General features: G+C 42.2%; 20 protein-coding genes and 1 tRNA gene. 11 read left to right on the top strand and 10 right to left on the bottom strand.

Features of this window, described 5'->3' with window-relative positions; genetic code table 11:
• Positions 1-483: 483 nt before the first annotated feature.
• A complete protein-coding gene (locus B9G53_RS06130) occupies positions 484-2,049 on the bottom strand; it encodes a hypothetical protein (protein WP_094530242.1) in 1,566 nt (521 codons plus the stop codon).
• Between the two features lie 131 nt (positions 2,050-2,180).
• Positions 2,181-3,206: a type I glyceraldehyde-3-phosphate dehydrogenase gene (gene gap, locus B9G53_RS06125; RefSeq protein WP_094530240.1), complete on the bottom strand. Its 1,026-nt coding sequence runs from the start codon at positions 3,204-3,206 to the stop codon at positions 2,181-2,183.
• 353 nt (positions 3,207-3,559) lie between these two features.
• Between gap and B9G53_RS06120 the strand changes: the two genes are divergently transcribed.
• Positions 3,560-3,633: transfer RNA gene (locus B9G53_RS06120), tRNA-Pro, on the top strand.
• A 60-nt stretch (positions 3,634-3,693) separates the two neighbouring features.
• Here B9G53_RS06120 and B9G53_RS06115 read toward each other — a convergent pair.
• From B9G53_RS06115 to B9G53_RS06100, 4 genes are all read right to left on the bottom strand, one after another.
• The gene (locus B9G53_RS06115; RefSeq protein WP_094530238.1) at positions 3,694-4,224 is read right to left on the bottom strand and encodes a rhodanese-like domain-containing protein; all 531 of its coding nucleotides are present in this window, start codon (positions 4,222-4,224) and stop codon (positions 3,694-3,696) included.
• Entirely contained in the window at positions 4,190-4,999 is an 810-nt protein-coding gene (locus B9G53_RS06110) for a sterol desaturase family protein (protein WP_254923574.1), read from the bottom strand. The genes B9G53_RS06115 and B9G53_RS06110 overlap by 35 nt, the downstream gene beginning before the upstream one ends.
• A gap of 196 nt (positions 5,000-5,195) precedes the next feature.
• Positions 5,196-6,116: a pentapeptide repeat-containing protein gene (locus B9G53_RS06105; protein WP_094530236.1), complete on the bottom strand. Its 921-nt coding sequence runs from the start codon at positions 6,114-6,116 to the stop codon at positions 5,196-5,198.
• A 131-nt stretch (positions 6,117-6,247) separates the two neighbouring features.
• Positions 6,248-6,943, bottom strand: a complete 696-nt coding sequence (locus B9G53_RS06100) for a type IV pilin-like G/H family protein (RefSeq protein WP_094530234.1) — start codon at positions 6,941-6,943, stop codon at positions 6,248-6,250.
• A gap of 449 nt (positions 6,944-7,392) precedes the next feature.
• Here B9G53_RS06100 and psbD point away from each other — a divergent pair, with 449 nt between their 5' ends.
• Both psbD and psbC read left to right on the top strand, forming a co-directional pair.
• Complete coding sequence (gene psbD, locus B9G53_RS06095) at positions 7,393-8,460, top strand: photosystem II D2 protein (photosystem q(a) protein) (RefSeq protein WP_094530232.1); 1,068 nt, start codon at positions 7,393-7,395, stop codon at positions 8,458-8,460.
• 219 nt (positions 8,461-8,679) lie between these two features.
• Positions 8,680-10,071, top strand: a complete 1,392-nt coding sequence (psbC, locus tag B9G53_RS06090) for a photosystem II reaction center protein CP43 (RefSeq protein ID WP_094530230.1) — start codon at positions 8,680-8,682, stop codon at positions 10,069-10,071.
• A gap of 80 nt (positions 10,072-10,151) precedes the next feature.
• Here the strand turns inward: psbC and B9G53_RS06085 are convergent, their stop codons facing one another.
• Positions 10,152-10,451, bottom strand: a complete 300-nt coding sequence (locus B9G53_RS06085) for a 30S ribosomal protein PSRP-3 (protein ID WP_094530228.1) — start codon at positions 10,449-10,451, stop codon at positions 10,152-10,154.
• Between the two features lie 60 nt (positions 10,452-10,511).
• Between B9G53_RS06085 and B9G53_RS06080 the strand changes: the two genes are divergently transcribed.
• The 7 genes from B9G53_RS06080 to accD all read left to right on the top strand — a co-directional run bounded on the left by B9G53_RS06080 (position 10,512) and on the right by accD (position 18,772).
• Entirely contained in the window at positions 10,512-11,315 is an 804-nt protein-coding gene (locus B9G53_RS06080) for a TIGR01548 family HAD-type hydrolase (RefSeq protein ID WP_094530226.1), read from the top strand.
• Positions 11,316-11,372: 57 nt separating this feature from the next.
• Complete coding sequence (locus B9G53_RS06075; RefSeq protein WP_094530224.1) at positions 11,373-11,714, top strand: MgPME-cyclase complex family protein; 342 nt, start codon at positions 11,373-11,375, stop codon at positions 11,712-11,714.
• Positions 11,715-11,803: 89 nt separating this feature from the next.
• A complete protein-coding gene (locus B9G53_RS06070; protein WP_094530222.1) occupies positions 11,804-12,775 on the top strand; it encodes a hypothetical protein in 972 nt (323 codons plus the stop codon).
• Positions 12,772-14,715, top strand: a complete 1,944-nt coding sequence (locus B9G53_RS06065; RefSeq protein ID WP_094530220.1) for a pentapeptide repeat-containing protein — start codon at positions 12,772-12,774, stop codon at positions 14,713-14,715. The genes B9G53_RS06070 and B9G53_RS06065 overlap by 4 nt, the downstream gene beginning before the upstream one ends.
• 200 nt (positions 14,716-14,915) lie before the next feature.
• Entirely contained in the window at positions 14,916-15,674 is a 759-nt protein-coding gene (gene grpE, locus B9G53_RS06060; protein WP_094530217.1) for a nucleotide exchange factor GrpE, read from the top strand.
• Positions 15,675-15,788: 114 nt separating this feature from the next.
• On the top strand, positions 15,789-17,648 hold the full coding sequence (dnaK, locus tag B9G53_RS06055; protein WP_094530215.1) for a molecular chaperone DnaK: 1,860 nt from the start codon (positions 15,789-15,791) through the stop codon (positions 17,646-17,648).
• Positions 17,649-17,797: 149 nt separating this feature from the next.
• Positions 17,798-18,772 carry an acetyl-CoA carboxylase, carboxyltransferase subunit beta gene (gene accD, locus B9G53_RS06050; protein WP_094530213.1) on the top strand — a complete coding sequence of 325 codons (975 nt, stop codon included), beginning with the start codon at positions 17,798-17,800 and terminating at the stop codon, positions 18,770-18,772.
• 5 nt (positions 18,773-18,777) lie between these two features.
• Here the strand turns inward: accD and nagA are convergent, their stop codons facing one another.
• A complete protein-coding gene (gene nagA / locus B9G53_RS06045) occupies positions 18,778-19,824 on the bottom strand; it encodes an N-acetylglucosamine-6-phosphate deacetylase (protein WP_094530211.1) in 1,047 nt (348 codons plus the stop codon).
• Between the two features lie 117 nt (positions 19,825-19,941).
• Here nagA and B9G53_RS06040 point away from each other — a divergent pair, with 117 nt between their 5' ends.
• Entirely contained in the window at positions 19,942-20,526 is a 585-nt protein-coding gene (locus tag B9G53_RS06040; RefSeq protein ID WP_094530209.1) for a Uma2 family endonuclease, read from the top strand.
• A gap of 219 nt (positions 20,527-20,745) precedes the next feature.
• Here the strand turns inward: B9G53_RS06040 and B9G53_RS27225 are convergent, their stop codons facing one another.
• Complete coding sequence (locus tag B9G53_RS27225; protein ID WP_176453115.1) at positions 20,746-20,922, bottom strand: hypothetical protein; 177 nt, start codon at positions 20,920-20,922, stop codon at positions 20,746-20,748.
• 247 nt (positions 20,923-21,169) lie between these two features.
• Positions 21,170-21,605, bottom strand: a 436-nt coding sequence (locus tag B9G53_RS06035) for a transposase (protein ID WP_176453114.1), incomplete at its 5' end; no start/stop codon positions are given.

Below are 21,605 nucleotides of genomic sequence, written 5' to 3'. Positions count from 1 at the left end.
CCCTGCCACGATCCCTAGATGGTCTAGATTCGATACTTTCATCTCTGTATTAATATTTACCTCCTCTTTTTTGATTTTCGATGATTTTGATTTTCGGTAATTATTTTACCCTTCCATTACGAGCGGAATGTAGGTTTTAGCATTGACTACCAACTAAGAGGAGCCTATTCCCAAGCTCTGCAATCCATCCAACACGCCATCCAAATTTACGAACAAAAGCTTGGCAATGAGCATCCGACAACTCAAAATGCACTCAGTTGACTTCAGACGATCAAGGAAAAAGGAAAAGGGTAAAAGGAAAAATGTGGATTTTTTGAGTTTTGTTGATTGATAATTATTTTGCAGAAATCAGAAATATACTTTCTAAGCTTCCAATTATGCAAAGATTTGAACTTGCAACAAAAAAACGTACAGATACGCTTGACTTTATCAGAGGCAATATCTGTTTCAACGATGGCTCATTATTGCATATTCGAGAATTTGTTAGTTTTTCCCAACGACAAAAGGCATGTCGATACTTTGATTATATTTTGCGCCACTCTTAGTAGTTTGATTAATTACAATTCCATAGGCTGCGTTGTAATCAGCTTTTAGCCAAGGAGAACAATAACGACCGACGGGCAACGTGTAAATATTGCCATTAACGATCACACCCTCACTAGGTTCCAATTTCGGCGGAATTTTAAAAGTAACAGTACGCCGCTTAACATAATCGCTAGCGACTACACCCGTTGCCGATTGCTTGCTAAAACATTGCACCTCGATTTGCGTATCTTTGAGCAACTCACGCACATTACCCCGATCGCTAAGGATTAATTGATTGTCAGTACCAACACCTGAGATTGTTTGTAATTGGAATGAACTGACGCGATCGGGATTGAATCCGCCTCTAATCTTTACCACTTGAAGATTGCTCTCAGGCACAACTTGATATTCCAATGTCCCTGGCAATTGATATTCGAGTTCAGCATTCTCATTACGGACATTTACTGTTGCCCCAATTTCCACGCGATCAACACCTAAAGCTGTTGGCGTTTCTTTGGCAGTCCAATCAAATCGATAGAACAAGCGTGCCGTATCTTTTAAATAGGTATATGTATCTGACACATCCGAACTAGGACGCAATAATCGCGACAAACCACTTCTCTCCACCCAAATATTTTTGACTAAGCCAACTTTTTTACCGATCGCAGTTCCTAATAGGGTGCGATCGCTGGTGATCTCCGCAGGAATATCTAAACGCGGTACAAGGGTAACTTTTCCATAATTACCTGTCTCGCCATTGCGCCCATTATTGCTAGTCTCTCCATCACGTCCGCGTTGACAAGAATAATAATCTGTCTGGGTGACTCCTTTATTAGTGCGCCGATAGAGCCAATCATCTTTCCGATATTCAGAAACCTTTGAGTATAAGCGATTAAAATCAAGATCCCAACCATCACTTGAACGTCCACAAAGCCGAGTTTCTTTGGAATAATATTGCCAAGGAGCTTTAGCATCATTAAATGGTCTGCGTTCAGTCTCTAGCGTACAGTATTTAACTTGCCATGATGTTTCTTGGCATTCACAGCCTTTGCCCCCAACTGCGCTACGGCCATTTCGACCACCTTTCCCACCTGCATTCCGAATTTCTAGCTGTTGAAGTGCAGCAATATTAGTATAAAAAATGATGGCATTGCCGCCATTGCCACCACGTCCGCCATCACCGCCATCACCACCACGTCCACCCGCAGCGCCTATTAATGAATATTCAGGACGATAGGGTTGTTCACAACTACTAGCTGATCGCCCTGATGTCCCATCTTCAGCATCTTCACCGATTGTGCCTGAGAGATCATAGGTAGCAGGTTTACCATCACCAACGATTTTGAGGTCTTGACCATCGCGCCCATTACGTCCATCTCGCCCGCGATCGCCATCTTGTCCAGTCCGCCCAAAAGTAGCTTGGGCGATCGCCTCTGAGTTAACTGACGGGATGATTAAAGGTAAAGATAAAATTGCGATCGGTAAAGCATGAGTTAAAGGTTTAAGCGATCGGGGTTCCCACATAATGTAAAGCCTTCTAAATCAATCTATTGCTATTGACATTATTACTACAGAATGGTTTCCAAATATAGCGAAGATAAAAAGCCAAATAAATGAAGGTGATGCTTCGCGCCACCTTCATTGTAATTAGAGAACTAAAGAATTCCTTCTTTTTTAGCCATCGATATCATCAAATCAACCACACGGCAGGAATAACCCCATTCATTGTCATACCAAGAGACAACCTTAAAGAAGTTCGGATTTAGCTCAATGCCAGCACCAGCATCAAAAATACTTGATCGCGAATCTCCCTTAAAATCTGTCGAGACAACCTCCTCATCGGTATAACCGAGAATGTCCTTTAGGACACCTTCTGAGGCAGCCTTCATCGCCGTACAGATTTCTTTGTAGCTAGTAGCCTTTTCCGTCTTAAACGTTAAATCTACCACCGATACATCAGGTGTAGGAACACGCAGAGCCATTCCCGTCAGCTTCCCTTTCAGTTCAGGCAAAACTAAAGCCACCGCTTTCGCCGCACCTGTTGAAGAAGGAATGATATTTTGACTAGCGCCACGTCCACCACGCCAATCCTTTTTGCTAGGGCCATCCACCGTTGGTTGTGTAGCCGTCATTGCGTGAACAGTAGTCATTAATCCTTCGGCAATACCAAAGTTATCATTGAGAACCTTGGCGATCGGCGCTAGACAATTGGTGGTACAGCTTGCATTAGAGACAATTAAATCAGTGGCAGGATCAAACTTAGTATGATTTACTCCAACTAACAATGTGGGTACTTTTTCGGGATCTTTAGTGGGAGCAGAAATGATCACGCGCTTTGCACCTGCGTTAATATGCGCGATCGCCCCAGCATAGTCAGTAAATAAGCCCGTAGACTCTACCACATAGTCCGCTTTTAGCTCTCCCCAAGGCAATTCTGAGGGATTGCGAATCGCAGTACAGGGTACTAACTTACCATCGATCTCAATGCCTTCGGGTTGAGCCGAGATTTTACCGTCATACAGACCGTGGGTGGAGTCATGTTTAAGCAGATAAGCGAGGTTATCAGAAGGAACAAGATCGTTGATTCCGACAATCTCGATTTCGGGATGCTTGGCAGCAACGCGAACCACTAATCGTCCAATTCTGCCAAATCCATTAATACCAATTCTGAGTTTAGCCATATTTTGCTTGTCTAGCAGATCTATAGTGCTTCGCGATTATGCTAACTCAAGTTTTAGTGAAGCAATCCTTAAAACATTAATATGTCAAGACTTGCATACATATAACTACCGTCGATTGTGTTAAGACAAAATCAAAACCCAAGAAGAGAATGTCGGCGCGAAGCGCCGACATTCTCTTCTTGGATTTTATGTCCTCATACACTTGGCGACAGCTATATAATGAAGTGCGGTGGAGCGCTGCACTTCATTTCTTTGAACACAAAGCCCCATAAGCAAATTCTTGAGTTGAAAATTTAAGGAAAAAAATAATTATGTGTATTTCGCGCGTTCTGTAGTAACATAGATATTCGCAACGGGATGTAGCGCAGCTTGGTAGCGCGCCTGCTTTGGGAGCAGGATGCCGTAGGTTCGAATCCTATCATCCCGACTTAAGACATAAAACCAAAAGTTGATTGGCGGCGCGTAGCGCCGCCAATCAACTTTTGGTCTATAGAAATTGTAAATCCTGCGATCGCGTAAACAATTTACGCCATGCGTTAATACCACCCGTCAAAGTTACAACCTGATAGCCGCGATCGCGCAGATACTTATTTGCCTTGATTGATCGCATTCCCGAAGTACAGTACAAAACTATTGTGGGTTTAGTTTTTTGCTTCTCTTCATAGCTTTTCACAATCCTGTTAATCCTTTGAAGCCCTACCTCAGACTCGATTTCAGCTAATGGTACAAGCTCACTATTGCCAATGTGGTCCTCTTGATATTCTTCAGGCGATCGCACATCGATTAACACTATAGATTTAAGCTTGCTACTAGCCAACGCATCGACTGAAATTTGCGGCGTACTAAAACTTTGCAAATATACAGGTAGACTCATTTGCTGCTGATAAGCCAACAGACTCAAAGTTCCCACACCAACTACTAACAACGTACTAACTATCGCCACAGGAAGCAGATATCTACGCTTAGATATAAAGTATTTAAATTTATTTGTTGATGGGTTCACTTCTTGCAGAGTCATTAGATTCTCTCAATTTTAATAGGTGCTTAAATGGATAAACTAAGTGGTTAAAATAATTAGTCTTAATATTTAATTCTGTTCCATATTGCTTTGGTAATTCTTGATTAGGCATATGCCAAGTACCAAATATATAATCAAGGATTGGCAACTGGACAGCCAGATTTTGAGCATATAGTTGAGGATGACGATCATGATGCCAATGATGAAATTCGGGTGTAGCAATAATCCATTTTAAAATCGGGAATCTGACGCTAATATTGGCATGAATAAAAAAGGCGATCGCACTCGAAAAAATTCCATAAATCGCCAAAGCCTCAGTCGAGAAACCTAGCCAATAAAGCGGAATCATTTGGCAAGCCTTGGTCAAAATCTGCTCAAAAGGATGTACCCGCACAGTCGCAAGCCAGTCCATATGGGTGGAACTATGATGAATTGCGTGGAATTTCCATAACCAAGGTACAGTATGCATTAGATAGTGAATTATATAAAAACTAAGATCCCCAATAAATATGGCGACGATTACTTGTAAAAAAAGTGGTTGTTGGCTAACAAAGCTAGATAAGGTGGGGATAGAACCCTGTCCAAACAAGGCAAATATAATTAATAATTTAGTTGTGCTATGACCAATAAAATAGCCTGAAAAATAATAACAAATATCTGTAAACCAACCTTCACGCAATAATTTTTTATGATGTACTGAAAATATTTTTTCAATTGGTACAAATACAAAAATAAGGATTATTATTCCTTTAATAACATTAGGTATTTCCAGCATTATTCAAATCACTAATTTTGTTCTAAATGTAGGATGCGTTAGTGAAACGTAACGCATCAATTAGCCAGAAATGACGGGTTACGCGATCTCTACCCCATCCTAAGTTTAAACAACTTACTTAGTTGAATATTCATAGCCTATTGTATCCAACCCCAAAGTGAGTAGCGGCAGGAAGCACTGCCAGTCACTTTGTTTTTTAGAGGCTGACGTAATTGTTGACAGCTACAATCTCAGGATTTTTAGCGATCGCTTCCTGAGTATCTAGAGAAAAGCCCTTGGGAAACTTGCAATTTTTAAAGGTTGCGCCATACCAGTCAATACCTTCTATGTTTGCACCTGAAAAATCACAATTTTCTAAAACTGCATTTACAAATCGCGCGTTTGTTAAGTCTGCACCATCAAAAGAAGTCACCACCGACATTTTGACTTTTGCAAAGTGGAGATTAAAAGCTCTAGTCGCTAAAACCGCAGGCAAAATCGCCAATACAGCAAACAAAATTGCATAATGAATTTCTCGGTATTTGATCCAGCTATAACCAGCCGAAATTGCTGAAGATACTCCCACCGCTATCCAGACCATGCCCACAGCGATCGCCCCTTTTTTGTAACCCAGATATAGTCCAAACAGAGACAGCCCAAATGCGGCAATCATCACACCTATCCCAACCACTGTCAGAGCGGTAGAGTTAATTGCGGCGATTACCATTAATCCAATTAGTCCCATGTATATAATGAAAAGTCTTCTTTGGGAAATTGCCGCAGCCGTAGCAAAGGCAAATATCCAAACAAAAGGATTCTCGATCCATCCATAGGCGCTTGCAGCTTCCCCACCACAACCTACTATCACAAGTTGACCTGCAAACCATGATGCAACTCCTAAAGGGAATCCCAAAATGATGTGCAGAAACATTTGGATACGCTGATTTTGGAATTTTTTGTCGTCTTTCTCAATCGCTGTTTCTGAAAAATCAGCACCCGCTAGTCCCACCCCTCGAAAATCACAACCTTTCAATCTCGTTCCTGTAAAGTCAGCTTTATTTGCATCGCCTTTACGAAATTCATTTTGAAATGATTGATTCTGAAAGTCTCGATAACGATAATTTATATAATTATCCATGGGGGAACCTCTCTCAATGGGTGTTATTTAATGATTAAGTTGTTTGCTGGCAACCCTAACTTTTGATAGATAAACTGGGCTACTTGGAAACTGCATTGTTTTTTTAATATCTTCTAAAAATAGAAGGACAGTTACTTTACTAGGACAGTTCCCTCTGCACATTTTGGAATGCCATTTTCTAGAAATGGTTTGGGTAACTTTGTCTTTACTCCAAGGTTCGGTGACTCACAAAGAATAGTGACTGTAGTTAGCTCTGCTTCGGTACTTGGCTCTGTGGCTGATTTTGGACTAGCCTGTTGATTTACGCCTTGCGATGTTTGATCTTTTTCAGGTACTACAAACACTGCACCGACAAAACTTTTTAAATTGTCATTCTTGGGAACACCGTAATGATAGGCAACAAGTTCAAAACTTTGTAAATCATATTTGTAGTTATCTGTCTCCTCTTTAATACCAATTGCCAAAGCAGGAATTGATCGCCCCAAAACTCCATTTTCTAGCCAAAGAGCTTGCTGCGCTCTACCCATACTGCCTACATAGCTCCGAGCTTCGGAACTCCTAGCTTTTGTGCCACAACTAAATGAGCCAAGAAAAGCAGGAGCTACTATGGCAATTAGTCCAAATCCCAACAAACTGTAAATTGTCCAGCGTAATAGTCGCCGAGATTTTTTCTGCTTTGGTGGCTGAGCCTCTTCTTGAGGTAAATCAGTTAGCAAACTAGTTTCATCATCCACCTCTCCAAATTTTTGAGGAGTAGATGGCACTTGGTCTAGCAGGAGATCTGTTTGCTCTACTTCAGATTGTTTTGTTTCAGCTTGTCCAATCATTTTGAACACCTCTTATCCAGCTTTAACTAAGATACTGCCCTGTTTTTGAAGATAAGAATGCGATCGCGATCGCATGTTTTAGTGAGCATTGACTATTTTCATTATTAATATCTGTAAGGTTTATAAGTACAAATACTTAGTTGCTAATGCAAAATCAAGTCAAATCAATTTCTCTTCCAACATTTTTGAAAGGACTGGATTTAGCACTGCTATATTGTTAATTAATATATTAATTTATTGGCAACTATCCCAAAAGCAGTAGAAGTAAACCTTCTTAATACTTTTTTAAGATTTGTTGCTAAGTACATATACTTTGTAAAGTAAGCTCAAACCCTTGTTTGAAAACGATTTGAGGTTTTTAACTATTTTGTAATAACCCAAACGTAAAGATGTGTTAAGCTAATTTAAAATCCATATAAATACTCGTAGTTAAAGCAGGATTTAAGATTATGACCATTGCAATGGGCAGGTCGCAAGAAGTCGAAAGAGGATGGTTTGATGTCATCGACGACTGGCTAAAGCGCGACAGATTTGTATTTATTGGTTGGAGTGGCTTGTTGCTATTCCCCACCGCATTTTTATCAATTGGTGGCTGGTTTACAGGCATTACCTTTGTATCTTCTTGGTACAGCCATGGGCTAGCTTCTAGCTTCCTCGAAGGATGCAACATCTTGACTGTAGCCGTATCTTCCCCTCCATTGAGCGTTGGACATTCCTTGCTCTTGCTGTGGGGACCTGAAGCTCAAGGTGACTTTACTCGCTGGTGTCAAATCGGTGGTCTGTGGACATTCCTAGCACTTCACGGTGCATTTGCACTGATTGGCTTCATGCTGCGTCAGTTTGAAATTGCTCGTCTCGTTGGGATTCGTCCTTATAATGCGATCGCCTTCTCTGGTCCTATCGCCGTATTTGTATCCGTCTTTTTAATGTACCCCTTGGGTCAATCTGGTTGGTTCTTCGGACCTACCTTCGGCGTAGCTGGTATTTTCCGCTTCATCTTGTTCCTTCAAGGTTTCCACAACTGGACTCTGAACCCATTTCACATGATGGGCGTAGCAGGTATTCTCGGTGGCGCATTGCTTTGTGCAATTCACGGTGCAACCGTTGAAAACACATTGTTTGAAGATGGCGAAGGCTCTAGCTCTAACACCTTCAAAGCATTTAACCCCACCCAATCTGAAGAAACCTACTCCATGGTTACCGCTAACCGTTTCTGGAGCCAAATCTTCGGTATCGCTTTCTCCAACAAACGTTGGTTGCACTTCTTCATGCTATTCGTACCTGTAACTGGACTATGGTTCAGCAGCGTTGGTATTGTTGGTCTAGCATTGAACTTGCGCGCCTACGATTTCGTATCACAAGAAGTTCGGGCCGCAGAAGATCCTGAATTTGAAACTTTCTATACCAAGAACTTGCTCTTGAACGAAGGTATTCGTGCTTGGATGGCTCCTCAAGACCAACCTGCTGAAAGATTCATCTTCCCTGAAGAAGTATTACCTCGCGGTAACGCATTATAAATTTGAAGCTTAAAAAATTGATTGCAGCGTGCTGCAATCAATTTTTTAAGCATAACTGCAAAACTTAGCTATCAGAAATCAGTACGGTTCTACTAGTTTTTGGATTATGATGAATCTCATCAAACGTCTGAACGCTCTTCAGTTAACTATCTGATAACTGATAGCTTAAAAATTATTTGCACTTTAAACCTATAAAAATTTTTCTGGAGATAACCTCTCGTGACGACGACCATTAACTTAAACTCCCTAGGAGTGGGCGGGCGTACACAAGACTCATCGGGCTTTGCTTGGTGGTCTGGCAACGCACGACTCATCAACCTTTCTGGTAAACTGCTGGGCGCTCACGTTGCTCACGCTGGTTTAATCGTGTTCTGGGCTGGTGCAATGACTTTGTTTGAAGTCGCGCACTTTGTTCCTGAAAAGCCAATGTACGAGCAAGGCTTCATCCTCCTACCTCACCTTGCAACTCAAGGTTGGGGTGTTGGTGCTGGTGGTGAAGTTGTTGATGTATTTCCATATTTCGTAGTTGGCGTTTTACACCTTATTTCTTCGGCAGTACTGGGCTTTGGTGGTATTTACCATGCTTTGCGTGGACCTGACGTTTTAGAAAATTATTCTTCCTTCTTTGGCTATGACTGGAAAGATAAGAACCAAATGACTAACATCATCGGGTATCACCTGATCGTGTTGGGCTTTGGCGCACTTCTGCTCGTATTCAAGGCAATGTTTTTTGGTGGTCTTTATGATACATGGGCTCCTGGTGGAGGCGATGTACGTGTAATCACTAATCCGACGATCAACCCTGTTGTCATCTTTGGCTATTTACTTAACTCACCCTTTGGTGGTGAAGGTAACATCGTTGGGGTTGATAACCTCGAAGATGTAGTCGGTGGACATATTTGGATCGGCTTGATCTGCATTTCTGGAGGTATTTGGCATATTCTTACCAAGCCTTTTGGTTGGGCAAGACGCGCTCTTGTTTGGTCTGGTGAAGCATACCTATCCTACAGTCTTGGTGCATTGAGCTTGATGGCGTTTATCGCTACTTGCTTTGTGTGGTTTAACAACACTGTGTATCCTAGTGAGTTCTTTGGTCCTACTGGCGCTGAAGCCTCTCAGTCTCAAGCATTTACTTACCTTGTACGTGACCAAAAGTTGGGTGCAAACATTGCCACCTCTCAAGGTCCTACTGGTCTAGGTAAATACCTGATGCGTTCTCCTTCAGGCGAAATCATTTTCGGTGGTGAAACCATGCGTTTCTGGGACTTCCGTGGTCCTTGGTTGGAGCCTCTCCGTGGTCCTAATGGCTTGGATATCGACAAACTTAAGAATGACGTTCAGCCTTGGCAAGTACGTCGTGCTGCTGAGTACATGACCCACGCTCCTTTGGGTTCCTTGAACTCAGTTGGTGGTGTTATCACTGAAATCAACGCAGTTAACTTCGTATCTCCTCGCTCTTGGTTGTCTACTTCTCACTTCGTACTGTCCTTCATGTTCTTAGTTGGTCACCTTTGGCACGCTGGTCGCGCTCGCGCGGCTGTTGCTGGCTTTGAAAAGGGTATTGACCGTGAGACTGAGGCTGTACTATCGATGCCTGCACTCGATAAATAGTTTCTAAAATTAAAAAGGTTTCGCAATGCGAAACCTTTTTAAATCAAAAAAAGGGGCGCAATGCGCCCTTTTTTATTTGCTTAGTTACTACCAGTAAATATGACATCAGGGAATTTACCTTGAGCTTCTGTCATAGGGCGATTTTTGCCCTCTTGCTGCCAGTAATTAATTACTTCGGTTGCCTTATTTAAAATTTCAATCCGATCTTGATCGGCAATCCAAGGCTTGCTTTCCATTTCTGTTTTAAGTTGATCCCAAGCATCATCACGGGGCCAAAAGAAATACTTGGTGAGAGGGCTGAAGCCTTTGCCAACGACTTGATCGACGGCAAGAGCGACATTATTCTCTAACCATAAGATTTTTAGAATAAACTGGGACAATGCTACCTACCTCCAAGAAAAGTTAAATTACATATTAAAGTAGCGATCTTGCACTATAACATGATTGAAACCTCTAAAGTTGACTCAAAACTATTAAATACAAGTATTTTTGTCTTTGATATTGATGGCGTGATTCGTGATGTATCGGGTTCCTATCGACGCGCACTGGCTGATACGGTTGAGCATTTTACAAATGCTGCTTATCGTCCTACTCCCGAAGAAATCGACGAGTTAAAGTCTGAAGGGATTTGGAATAATGACTGGGAAGCTTCACAGGAGCTAATTAAGCGGTATTTTCAAAGTCTGGGGCAAGAGATTCAAGTTTCCTATGAGGCGATCGTTGAATTTTTTCAGAGTCGTTATCGGGGTAGTAATCCTGACTGGTCAGATGGCTATATTGCGACGGAGCCTCTGATTGCCACTACGAAATATTTTCAGGAGCTGACGATCGCAGGAATTGGATGGGGCTTCTTTAGTGGAGCAACGCGGGCTTCGGCTAGTTATGTACTAAAGCGACTAAATATTGATGATCCTGTGTTAATAGCGATGGAGGATGCGGCGGGTAAGCCTGATCCTACGGGACTGTTATTAGCGGCTAAGCAAATTGAGATGAAGCAGGGTAATTCTGCAACTGTGATTGTGTATGTGGGGGACACGGTGGCGGATATGCTGACGGTAGTAAAGGCGAGAGACTTTGATCCTAGTTATCAATATGTTGCTGTTGGTGTAATTCCTCCCCATGTCAGTGCAGATTTACGAGATCGCTATACAGCTTTGCTCAAGGAAAATGGTGCTGATATTGTGTTGAACAGTGTTCTAGAGCTAACACCACAGCTTAATCTATTGCAAAGTTCGATAAGTTAAATAAGCGTTAACATAGATCTGGCTTTACAAGCTATTACCTTGTTAAGAAAAAAATTTATGTCAGACTCCCAGCAATATTATTTCGTGGCTGCTAGCCGTAAGTACTTGTGCGAAGACGAAGGGAAACCTTTGGGTGAGACGCTATCGGAGCGTCGGCGCAATTTTGAGGCTCGCAATAAGGAAATTAATTTTTGGTTGATTGAGCAGCCTGCTTTTTTGGAAGCGCCTGAGATGGCAAGCATTAAAAAGCAAATTCCCCAACCTGCGGCGGCGATCATTACAACCGATCCAAATACTATGCGTTGGCTGAAGTTAAGACTTGAGTTTGTGGTGACTGGCGAATTTACTGCGCCTAGTGCTTCCATTCCCCAGCCTTTAGCTTCTCTAGCATTTGCCTAATCAAAATAGAGTGTGCAAAGCACGCTCTATTTTTTGTACAAGAAAAGCCGCCCTATGGCGGCTTTTCGATTAGATTAATGTGCTAATGTGTGACCTTGAATTTGCTGATCAAATTGCCGATCGCTATAGCTACTGTGTTTAGACCTTTTTTTTCTAATACTTTTTCTGGCTTGCATTCTCCCTATGGGTATGCAAATTTTGGCTTTAAAGAAATTGCCTTAAATACTCAGAAATATAGCGATCGCAGTTTATATAATCAGACCCTCAAGCCTGAGCTAAAAAAATTAGATAAAGAACTATCTGAGGCTCATTTTGAGCTGATTCAAAGTTTTTCAGTTCAAAAGGCGGGAAATTTGATCGCCGAATGTGAAGACATTTGGCATTGTGTAAAACGAAATCCGATGGTGTCGCTCGCTTTGTCTGATGGGGCAACCGAGTCTTCCTTTGCACGGGAATGGGCGCGGGAGTTAGTAACGACTTTTGTGAATCGTCAATTACCTTGGCAAGAAGTCTATGCTTGTGCTGCAAATTGGCTATCGCCATTACAAACGTCTTGGCAACAATGGTTAGCGCATCAGGATTTGTCTTGGTTTGCTAAACGTAAGGCTGGCGAGGGCGCTTTTGCCACTTTTGTGAGCTTAGAAGTTTTTGCAGATTTAAGCTGGAAATCCATTGCTGTGGGAGATTCTTGTTTATTTATCGTGCGCGATCGCTGTTTGCAAACCAGCTTTCCTTTGCAAAAAAGTCAGGAATTTAACAATCGTCCCAAGCTGATTGGAACTAATGTTAAGGCGGCGAATATTAATATTTCGCAAATTCATGGGGAGGCAAAATTTGGAGATCGCTTTTATCTGACCACCGATGCGATCGCCTGTTGGATTTTTAAGCAACTAGAGGCAAATCAAGATCCTTGGGTAAAATTAGATGAGATCAGCTCGCAAGATTTGTTTGCAGAATGGGTGACAGAATTGCGCGATCGCCATGAAATAGCCAACGACGATACAACCTTGCTATGTCTCAAAATTCAGGATGCACCGATGAGTCAAAGTTGTGAGTCATGACAGATATTCAAACTTGGCCCTTAAATATTGACTTTACAATTGCGGTGCAAAATCCGCATCTTTGCTTTGCCGATCCTGACCTGAAGCAATCTAGCACTTCTAAAAATTCGCGGGGACGGGTTTTACTATGGTCAGGCAACTTCGCCACGGTGTACAAACTCACTAAGGGAAATCGCTCTTGGGCTGTACGTTGTTTTACGCGCATTCCGCAATCGGACGTGCAGCAACGCTACAGGTTAATTAGTGAATATCTCAGTCAACACCAGATTCCTTACTTAGTTGATTTTGAGTTTCTGACCCAAGGAATTTTGGTCAAAGGCGAATGGTATCCGATTCTAAAAATGGATTGGGTGGAAGGCTCAGAACTCGATCGCTATATTGGTGAATATATTGATGATTCGCAAGTGTTGTTGCGTTTAGATCGGCAACTGAAACAACTCCAAAAAGACTTACAACAGGTTGGTATTGCTCACGGTGATTTGCAGCATGGAAATATCATGGTGGACGATCAGGGAGAACTAAAGCTGGTTGACTATGACGGCATGTATGTGCCTGCATTGCGAGGGACTCCACCCCTTGAAGTAGGGCATCCTAACTATCAGCCACCAATGCGATCACCGAAGGACTTTGGGGATCAGCTTGATGAATTTTCCTTTGAAGTGATTTCCCTATCTCTTCGGGCTTTAGCAAGCCAGCCTAATCTTTGGGAAACCTTCCACGAAGACAACAAAAATTTGATTTTTCGGCAAAACGATTTTCAAGAACCTGAATTATCACCTGTGTTTCAGTCGATCGCGAGTATCCCTGATGATGAAACTCGTGAGCTATGCGATCGCCTGATCCGTCGTTGTCATGGCAAAGATCAGCCAGAGCCATCGACTCAACCATTCCAAAAAGTAAAACTTGTAGTTACACAGTCCAAGAAGTTTTTATTTTGGGGCGCAACGATATTCGCGATTGTTGGGCTTATGTTCTGGCTGGTTAAAAAAATTCCATCGCCGCCTCAGCCTGTCGCGACTAACACTCCTACGAATTCGCCAACTCCCACCCCCACTAATTCCCCTACTCCCACTAATTCTCCTACTCCCGTCGCTGTCACAACTCCCAAGTTAACCCCAATCACAGCCACAACTTTACAAGCAAAATATGCGGAGGGGCAGCGAGATTTTCGCTATGTGCAGTTGACAGGTACTCAAGGCGATCGCTTGCAAGGTCAAGACTTTAGCAATATTAATCTCAGTGGTTCTGTGCTAGAAAGAGTTGATCTGCGCCAAGTTATCTTCAGGAATGCAAATTTGAATGGCATTAAAATCGTTAAAGTCGATCTCCGAGGTGCAGATCTGAGTAATTCTAATCTTGTGGACGCAAACTTAGCATTTTCTAATCTGACTGAAGCCAATTTATCTCAGGCGAATTTATTGCGGGCAAATTTATTTCAAGCAAAGTTAGGGTCAGCACTTTTACAAAAAGCAGAATTAATGAAGGCAAATCTGAGTGAGGTTGATCTCAGTTCCTCCAATCTCAAAGGCGCAAATCTAGTCCTCACCAATCTTCGTAAAGCTAATCTTGTTAAAGCGAATCTGAGTGAAAGCAATTTAAGCGCCGCAAATCTGAGTGATGCGGTTTTAGACGATGCCGATTTGTCTCTAGCCGATTTGCGATCGGCTGAGCTTCACTTAACAAACCTCTCCAATGCAAATCTTAGTTCAGCTAACTTAACCGCAGCAAAATTAATTTTGATCGAATTTGCTGGTACAAACCTTAACGGCGCAAATTTCCGCAATGCGATCGTTGAAAATGTTGGCAGTATCGAAGCCGCCGATTTTACTAACGCTTTAAATCTGGCTCCTAAGATTCGTACATATTTTTGCTCTTTAGCCTCTGGCAACGTTGCTGAGACTGGCATCTCTACAAAATCAACTCTTAATTGTTTGCCATAAATAAAAGCGGCGCTTCGCGCTAACTTCATTTCAGCGCAAATTTCCATATTTATGCCACTATATGCCACTAACGGCTATACGTTGTCTCAGATAAAGAGTAAAATCGAAATGACTGACAAAAATCGTCAAAACTAACACTTAAATTTTAACTCTTAGCAATTTACTGCTAGTCTAAAAAGCGCTAAAAGAGTATCACCGTAATGATCGAAGAAGAAAACCTACTAAGTTCTGACGACCTCATCGACGAAGATGATGAGGTTCTTGAGTCACGGTTGCAACAACTTGCTGCCGAAGAATTAAATCAAATCGCAAATCCAGACATATCCAAAGCAGAAGGCTCTCCAGCATCTGCAACAACAGCTAGCGAGCCAAAAACTGACGCAAGTAAAGCAAATGCAGCAGCCGCAGCAACGCTAGAAAAAATTAATGGTTTAATTGCTGAGTCAACCTCACTGAGAGAGCAATTAGACGATCGCAAACAGCAGTACTTGCGTCTATATGCTGACTTCGAGAATTTTCGCAAACGTACAGAGCGCGACAAAGAAGAGCAAGAAGGGACAATTACATCCAAGATTCTTAAAAAAATCCTGCCTGTAGTGGATGACTTTGAGCGCGCACAGTTACAAATCTCTCCAAAAACTGATGGCGAAGCTTCAATTCACAAAAGTTATCAATCTGTATATAAGCAGTTGCTAAAATGCCTCAAAGAGACAGGGGTAGTGAGGATGGAGTGTGTTGGGCAAGACTTTGACCCCAATTTCCATGAAGCAATTATGCAAGAACCTTCAACCGAATATGACGAAGGTATCATTACCGAAGAATTACGCCCAGGCTATCTAGTCAGTGATGATCGTGTCCTACGTCATTCACTGGTCAAAGTGTCTTCAGGTAAAATTGACGGAGATGATAACCCGTCTTCAGACGACACCTCTGAAAATAGCTCTAGCGAACCTAATTAAGCTAAATATTTCAAGATGCGATCGTGATTGCATCTTGAAATGCATTCTTAGGGTACATTATTCAGAAATTCATTAAGCTAAACTTTAAAAAAGCTTTTAACGGAACTGGCGATTATGTCGAAAGTAATTGGGATCGACCTTGGTACGACAAACAGTTGTGTTTCGGTTTTAGAGGGTGGTAAGCCTGTTGTCATCTCTAGTGCAGAGGGGGGGCGCACCACACCGAGTATTGTCGCTTTTGTCAAAGACAGTAGCGAGCGGATCGTTGGACAGGTTGCTAAGCGCCAATCCGTAACCAACTCAGTCAATACTGTTTATAGTATCAAGCGTTTTATTGGTCGTGGCTGGGACGAAACCGAGTCGGAGCGTCGTCGCGTTCCTTACACAGCGGTCAAAGGAAAAGATGAGACCGTTGATGTTCAGATTGGGGATAAGACTTATACGCCCCAAGAAATTTCAGCAATGATCCTGCAAAAGCTAAAGCAGGATGCTGAAAACTATCTGGGTGAAGAGGTCACTCAAGCCGTTATTACTGTCCCTGCTTACTTTACTGATACTCAACGCCAAGCGACCAAAGACGCTGGCGCAATTTCGGGCATGGAAGTGCTACGGATTGTCAATGAACCGACAGCAGCAGCACTAGCCTACGGTTTGGACAAGCAGGATCAAGATCAGATCGTTTTGGTGTTTGACCTTGGCGGCGGTACATTCGATGTGTCCGTACTGCAACTTGGTGATGGCATTTTTGAAGTTAAAGCAACATCAGGAAATAATCACCTTGGTGGTGATGACTTTGACGCAATGATTGTGGACTGGTTAGTTGCTGACTTTAAACAAAAAGAAGGAATTGACTTAGCTGCGGATAAAACTGCTTTGCAACGACTCAAAGAAGCCGCTGAAAAAGCCAAGATTGAGCTTTCCAGTGCTCCTTCAACCTTGATCAGTTTGCCATTTATTGCTGCTGATGAGTCAGGGCCAAAGACGATTGAGCTAGATTTTACGCGTTCCAAGTTTGATGAAATTACAGCACCTCTAGTCAAAGCAACTCTCGAACCGACCGCTCAAGCATTGAAGGATGCGGGGCTATTACCTAAAGAGATTAATCGGATTATTTTGGTTGGTGGCTCAACTCGAATTCCTTCAGTTCAAGAAGCAATATCCAGATTTTTCGACGGTAAAAAGCCTGATCAGTCAGTTAATCCTGATGAAGCTGTAGCGATCGGTGCAGCAGTGCAAGCGGGGATCTTAGGCGGTGAAGTTAAGGATCTCCTATTACTGGACGTAATTCCCCTCTCAATTGGACTAGAAACTCAAGGCGGTGTATTTACGAAGAACCTAGAACGTAACACCACCATCCCCACTAGCAAGTCCCAAATTTTCTCCACAGCCGTTGATAATCAATCGGCTGTAGAAATCCATGTTCTGCAAGGCGAACGGGCGATGGCAAAGGATAACAAAAGTCTTGGCAAATTTGAGCTAGAGGGTATTCGTCCAGCACCTCGTGGAATTCCCCAGATCGAAGTTTCCTTTGATATTGATGCTAATGGTATTCTCAAGGTTTCAGCGCGAGACATTGACACTGGAGTTGAGCAAAGTATCAGCATCACGAATACAGGTGGCTTGAGTCCCAGCGAAATCGAGAGAATGCGGATGGAAGCTGAGGTCTACTCTGAAGAAGATGAAGCTCGTCGTGAGTTAGCGAATATGCGGAACCAAGCATCCAACCTGATTCGTACTGTTGAAGAAATCCTCAGAGACAATGGTCCGTCGGTGATCACTACCAGTTTGCGTGAACCTACACTCAAGAACATGGAAGCTCTCAAGAATTTATATGAAGCTGAAGAGGCTACCTATGAGGACTTACAAACAGCCATTAAACCGTTACAGCAATCACTATTTGAAGTAACTCAAACAGTTGAGAAATACTCTCAAGTTGAGCGGGTGAAGCAAAAGTCCAGTGACAGCCTAGAATAAAAACTAAGGGGTGATGCCAAGCATCGCCCCTTAGTTTTACTGAGAGCGCAAAGCGCTGTATGATCATAAAGTTACACTTGTATTTTTGGCTACAGTTGTCGTCTGTCAACATTGACAACTAAAGCTTATTCTGTAAACCGTGAGCCGCTATGTCACTGTTTGATTGGTTTGCTGAAACTCGCTCGCGCGCAGGTGAAGCATATCGCCGCAAAACTCCTAATCTTAATCAAGAATCTCAAGAACGGGAAATTCCTGATGGCTTGTGGCACAAATGTTCCAGTTGTGGCGCTTTGACCTATGTAAAGGATTTGAAAATCAATTTGATGGTTTGTCCTGAATGTGGTCATCACAATCAAGTTAATGCTTATGAACGCATTGTCCAACTGATTGATACAGGCACATGGGAAGAGATGGATGCAGATTTAACTTCCTGTGATCCTTTAGGTTTTAAGGATCGCAAGCCCTATATCGATCGCATCAAAGAATATAAGCAAAAAACGGGTTTAAGTGATGGGGTGATCACTGGCACTGGCAAGATCGATGGTTGTGATGCGGCTCTAGCGGTAATGGATTTCCGCTTTATGGGAGGCAGTATGGGATCGGTTGTCGGGGAAAAAATTACCCGTATGCTGGAAACTGCCACTGCTAAACGCTTTCCTGCGTTGATCTTTTGCGCTTCTGGTGGGGCGCGAATGCAGGAAGGGATTTTGAGCTTGATGCAGATGGCGAAGACTTCCGCAGCTTTGGAACGCCATCGTCAGGCAAATCTGTTGTATATCCCCATTTTGACGAATCCGACAACGGGCGGAGTAACTGCAAGTTTTGCGATGCTTGGCGATTTGATTTTAGCTGAGCCAAAGGCGTTAATTGGATTTACTGGTCGTCGTGTCATCGAGCAGACCCTTAAGCAAAAAATCCCTGAAGGTTTCCAGTCTTCTGAATATCTGCTCGATCATGGTTTTGTGGATGCAGTTGTGCCAAGAACTAAACTCAAGCAAAGTCTTGCCATGATTTTGAAAATGCACCAACCTCAAACAGATATTGCTAGCGATCTCCATCTTAATGGTGCTGTTAAGTCGGGAATTGATATTGTGTCTGAGGCAAGCTTAGCCTCTGAGGTTTAGCTCTATCAATTAACTTCACAAACCCAAGAAGTACGGACGGATTTAAAATTGGGTGGAGCAGGACAAGAGAACGAGTAACTGCACCAAGTGAGCCTCTGAGGCGCATTTTGATCGATCGCTAGATTTATGGCAAGGCGTGGAGCCTCGATCGCTAATTTAATAGTATTTTCTGGCTCACAAACTCCCCACTCGATCAGATTATTGACTGCGTTGATTAAGGGCAGAGTCGTACCCGAAAGCGTGCCATCGGGTAATCTCGCTGTGCCATTTTGAATTGTAATTTGGCGATCGTCCCAAGGATAAGTGCCATCGGGTAAACCAAGGGGCGCGAGAGCATCACTGACCAGAAAAATTTGTTTTTTCATCCGATAAAGCAGTTTGATCATTTCGGGCGAAACATGAATTCCATCAGCGATTAATCCGCACCAAACCCGATCGCTTAATATTGCTTCGCCCAATAAGCCCACATCGCGATGATGCAAACTTGGCATGGCATTAAAGGCATGAGTGACCATTGTTGCCCCTTGGGCGATCGCAGTTCTCGTTTGTTCAGCATTAGCCGTAGAGTGACCCAAACTGACGACGATCTGACGATCGCGTAAATATTGAATCGTTTCCCCTGATGGATCAAGTTCAGGTGCAAGGGTAACTAGTTTAATAATGTCGGTGTAATCACCTAATACCTGCCGTAATGTATCGAGATTAAGCGGTAATAGATGTTGTTGTGGATGTGCGCCACGTTTGTCGGGATGTAGAAATGGCCCTTCGAGATGGACACCTAAAATTTTGGCTTCGTGAGGATTGGGATTTTGCTTTTGATGGGCGATCGCTTCGGCTAGGAAAAATAGCGATCGATGGAATTGCTCAAGGTCGGCAGTAACAAGGGTAGGTAAAAATCCATCTAGTCCTTGTTGATAGAGAAATCGACAAATTTCTGGTAACTTAGCGGCGCGATCGCGATTTAGATCATTAAAAGGAATTCCTAATGCTCCATTAATTTGGAGATCAATTGCACCTTGAGTAGAACAGATAATTTCACGTAAACCTGTCATGATTTCCAGCTATCGCTAACTATGTTTGGGGAATGCTATAAATTTAATTTTCATTGAATTTATGGGCTGAGCTATGATGATCATCAATATCACTCCAACCAATCTAATTCTAAGCTTATGAAAGTTCAATTGCTTACGCAAAACCAGAATAAGTTGGCGAATAAGTTCCTATTGACGACCCAGCAATATCATCTCATGCACGAAGCTGGTGTTTTCCAAGAGGGCGATCGCCTTGAACTAATTAACGGAGAAATTCAAACTATGTCCCCAATTGGCAGAAAACACGCTACTTGTGTTGCTCGACTGAATGCAATATTTACTAATCGTCTTTTTGGCAAAGCTATCATCTGGCCGCAAAACTCAATTCGTCTAAATGATAACTCTGAGCCAAAACCAGATATTACTATTTTGAAATTTCGTGATGATTTTTATGAAGAGGGATTACCAATACCAGAGGATATTTTATTAATCATCGAGGTTGCTGATAGTTCCATTGATTATGATCGCGAAGTAAAAGCACCTCTGTATGGGTTGGCGGGGATTCCTGAGATGTGGTTGTTTGATGTGAATAAAAAAGCGATCGAGGGATATTCGCAACCATCGGCAAATGGATATAAGTTAATCAGCCGTTACGATGAGAATGATACTCTATCAATTCTTACTTTTCCTGATGTGACTTTCAATTGGAATGAACTATTTTAAAGTAGTATCGATACTGTCTGGTATTTCTAGGATGATGTTGTTCTGTTTTGAATCGTTCTGTTTTGAATCGTTCTGTTTTGAGTGAGTTTTGTAACGAAAGGAAAGCTATCTCAAAGTTAGAAAATCTCTGTATCCATCTAATATCTTCTTCTATCATTCAATTTCCAATAAAAGCTAAAACTACTATTTCGTGAATTTACATTGCAAAATCAGCAATATCTATAAATTTTTATCCTGATCTAGGTAGCGATAATATTCTTCTTTATTTCGCTCAAGATATGGAATGACCATATCTTGAACTGCTAATCCTGTTGTCTTGACAGTTACATAAGTAAGATCAGGATCTAGTTGCTCCATAAGTGAGAAAAAATTGTAAATCACTTTTAGTTCTGACATACAGCTTACAAATATAGGTATCAAGCTTTGCAAGTATTTTGTTATTACAAGATGAGCAAACATCGGCAATCGTCAATTCACCAGAGATGAACTTGCGACGGGGAGTGATGCTTACGTCGTAATTAACACGATTAATAATGCACTTGGGCCAAATATGTTCTCTAGTAAGTGAGCTATGGACACCACAATATGCACAAGTTCGAGGTATTTTTAACTATTTCCTGAAAGTTATATAGCAAATTTCAGTCTAGTGAGGTACAGTAGCAAGAATGAGTAAACCAAGATTTAAAATCTGAAGTAGAAAGACTATTAAAAGCATCTTCAAGAGATTTGAGTAAATCAGGATAGTTTCTCGCGCCAATAGAACGCAGAATACTCTTAATCTTTGACCAACAATTCTCAATTGGTGAAAGTCTGGAGAGTAAGGAGGTAGATAGATTAGGGTGACTCCTGATACCGCAATCAAAGCTTCGATATTTTCTCCCTTGYGAATAGAACAATTATCCATAAATACATAAGCACCTATCCAAAGCTTAGGGGCTAGTTTAGTCGCAATAAAAGCTTCAAAGGTAAGACTATCCTCAGCACCTAAGATGCTCATTTGGGTCAACAATCCATCAATCTCGGCACTGGTCAGTAAATTAGTGGCATGAGAAAATAGAGATAGAGCTAAGGAGAAAGCC

The organism is Pseudanabaena sp. SR411 (genome assembly GCF_002251945.1).
GTDB lineage: Bacteria > Cyanobacteriota > Cyanobacteriia > Pseudanabaenales > Pseudanabaenaceae > Pseudanabaena.
This window is presented reverse-complemented; position numbering and strand designations above follow the sequence as displayed.

What these genes read in the sequence shown, in the direction of transcription:
- grpE (WP_094530217.1), top strand. Translation starts at nt 14,916, where the DNA reads ATGATCGAAGAAGAAAACCTACTAAGTTCTGACGACCTCATCGACGAA.
- B9G53_RS06115 (WP_094530238.1), bottom strand. Translation starts at nt 4,224, where the DNA reads ATGACTCTGCAAGAAGTGAACCCATCAACAAATAAATTTAAATACTTT.
- B9G53_RS06065 (WP_094530220.1), top strand. Translation starts at nt 12,772, where the DNA reads ATGACAGATATTCAAACTTGGCCCTTAAATATTGACTTTACAATTGCG.
- gap (WP_094530240.1), bottom strand. Translation starts at nt 3,206, where the DNA reads ATGGCTAAACTCAGAATTGGTATTAATGGATTTGGCAGAATTGGACGA.
- B9G53_RS06075 (WP_094530224.1), top strand. Translation starts at nt 11,373, where the DNA reads ATGTCAGACTCCCAGCAATATTATTTCGTGGCTGCTAGCCGTAAGTAC.
- B9G53_RS06105 (WP_094530236.1), bottom strand. Translation starts at nt 6,116, where the DNA reads ATGGATAATTATATAAATTATCGTTATCGAGACTTTCAGAATCAATCA.
- B9G53_RS06080 (WP_094530226.1), top strand. Translation starts at nt 10,512, where the DNA reads ATGATTGAAACCTCTAAAGTTGACTCAAAACTATTAAATACAAGTATT.
- B9G53_RS06110 (WP_254923574.1), bottom strand. Translation starts at nt 4,999, where the DNA reads ATGCTGGAAATACCTAATGTTATTAAAGGAATAATAATCCTTATTTTT.
- B9G53_RS06100 (WP_094530234.1), bottom strand. Translation starts at nt 6,943, where the DNA reads ATGATTGGACAAGCTGAAACAAAACAATCTGAAGTAGAGCAAACAGAT.
- nagA (WP_094530211.1), bottom strand. Translation starts at nt 19,824, where the DNA reads ATGACAGGTTTACGTGAAATTATCTGTTCTACTCAAGGTGCAATTGAT.
- B9G53_RS06040 (WP_094530209.1), top strand. Translation starts at nt 19,942, where the DNA reads ATGAAAGTTCAATTGCTTACGCAAAACCAGAATAAGTTGGCGAATAAG.
- psbD (WP_094530232.1), top strand. Translation starts at nt 7,393, where the DNA reads ATGACCATTGCAATGGGCAGGTCGCAAGAAGTCGAAAGAGGATGGTTT.
- dnaK (WP_094530215.1), top strand. Translation starts at nt 15,789, where the DNA reads ATGTCGAAAGTAATTGGGATCGACCTTGGTACGACAAACAGTTGTGTT.
- B9G53_RS27225 (WP_176453115.1), bottom strand. Translation starts at nt 20,922, where the DNA reads ATGTCAGAACTAAAAGTGATTTACAATTTTTTCTCACTTATGGAGCAA.
- accD (WP_094530213.1), top strand. Translation starts at nt 17,798, where the DNA reads ATGTCACTGTTTGATTGGTTTGCTGAAACTCGCTCGCGCGCAGGTGAA.
- B9G53_RS06130 (WP_094530242.1), bottom strand. Translation starts at nt 2,049, where the DNA reads ATGTGGGAACCCCGATCGCTTAAACCTTTAACTCATGCTTTACCGATC.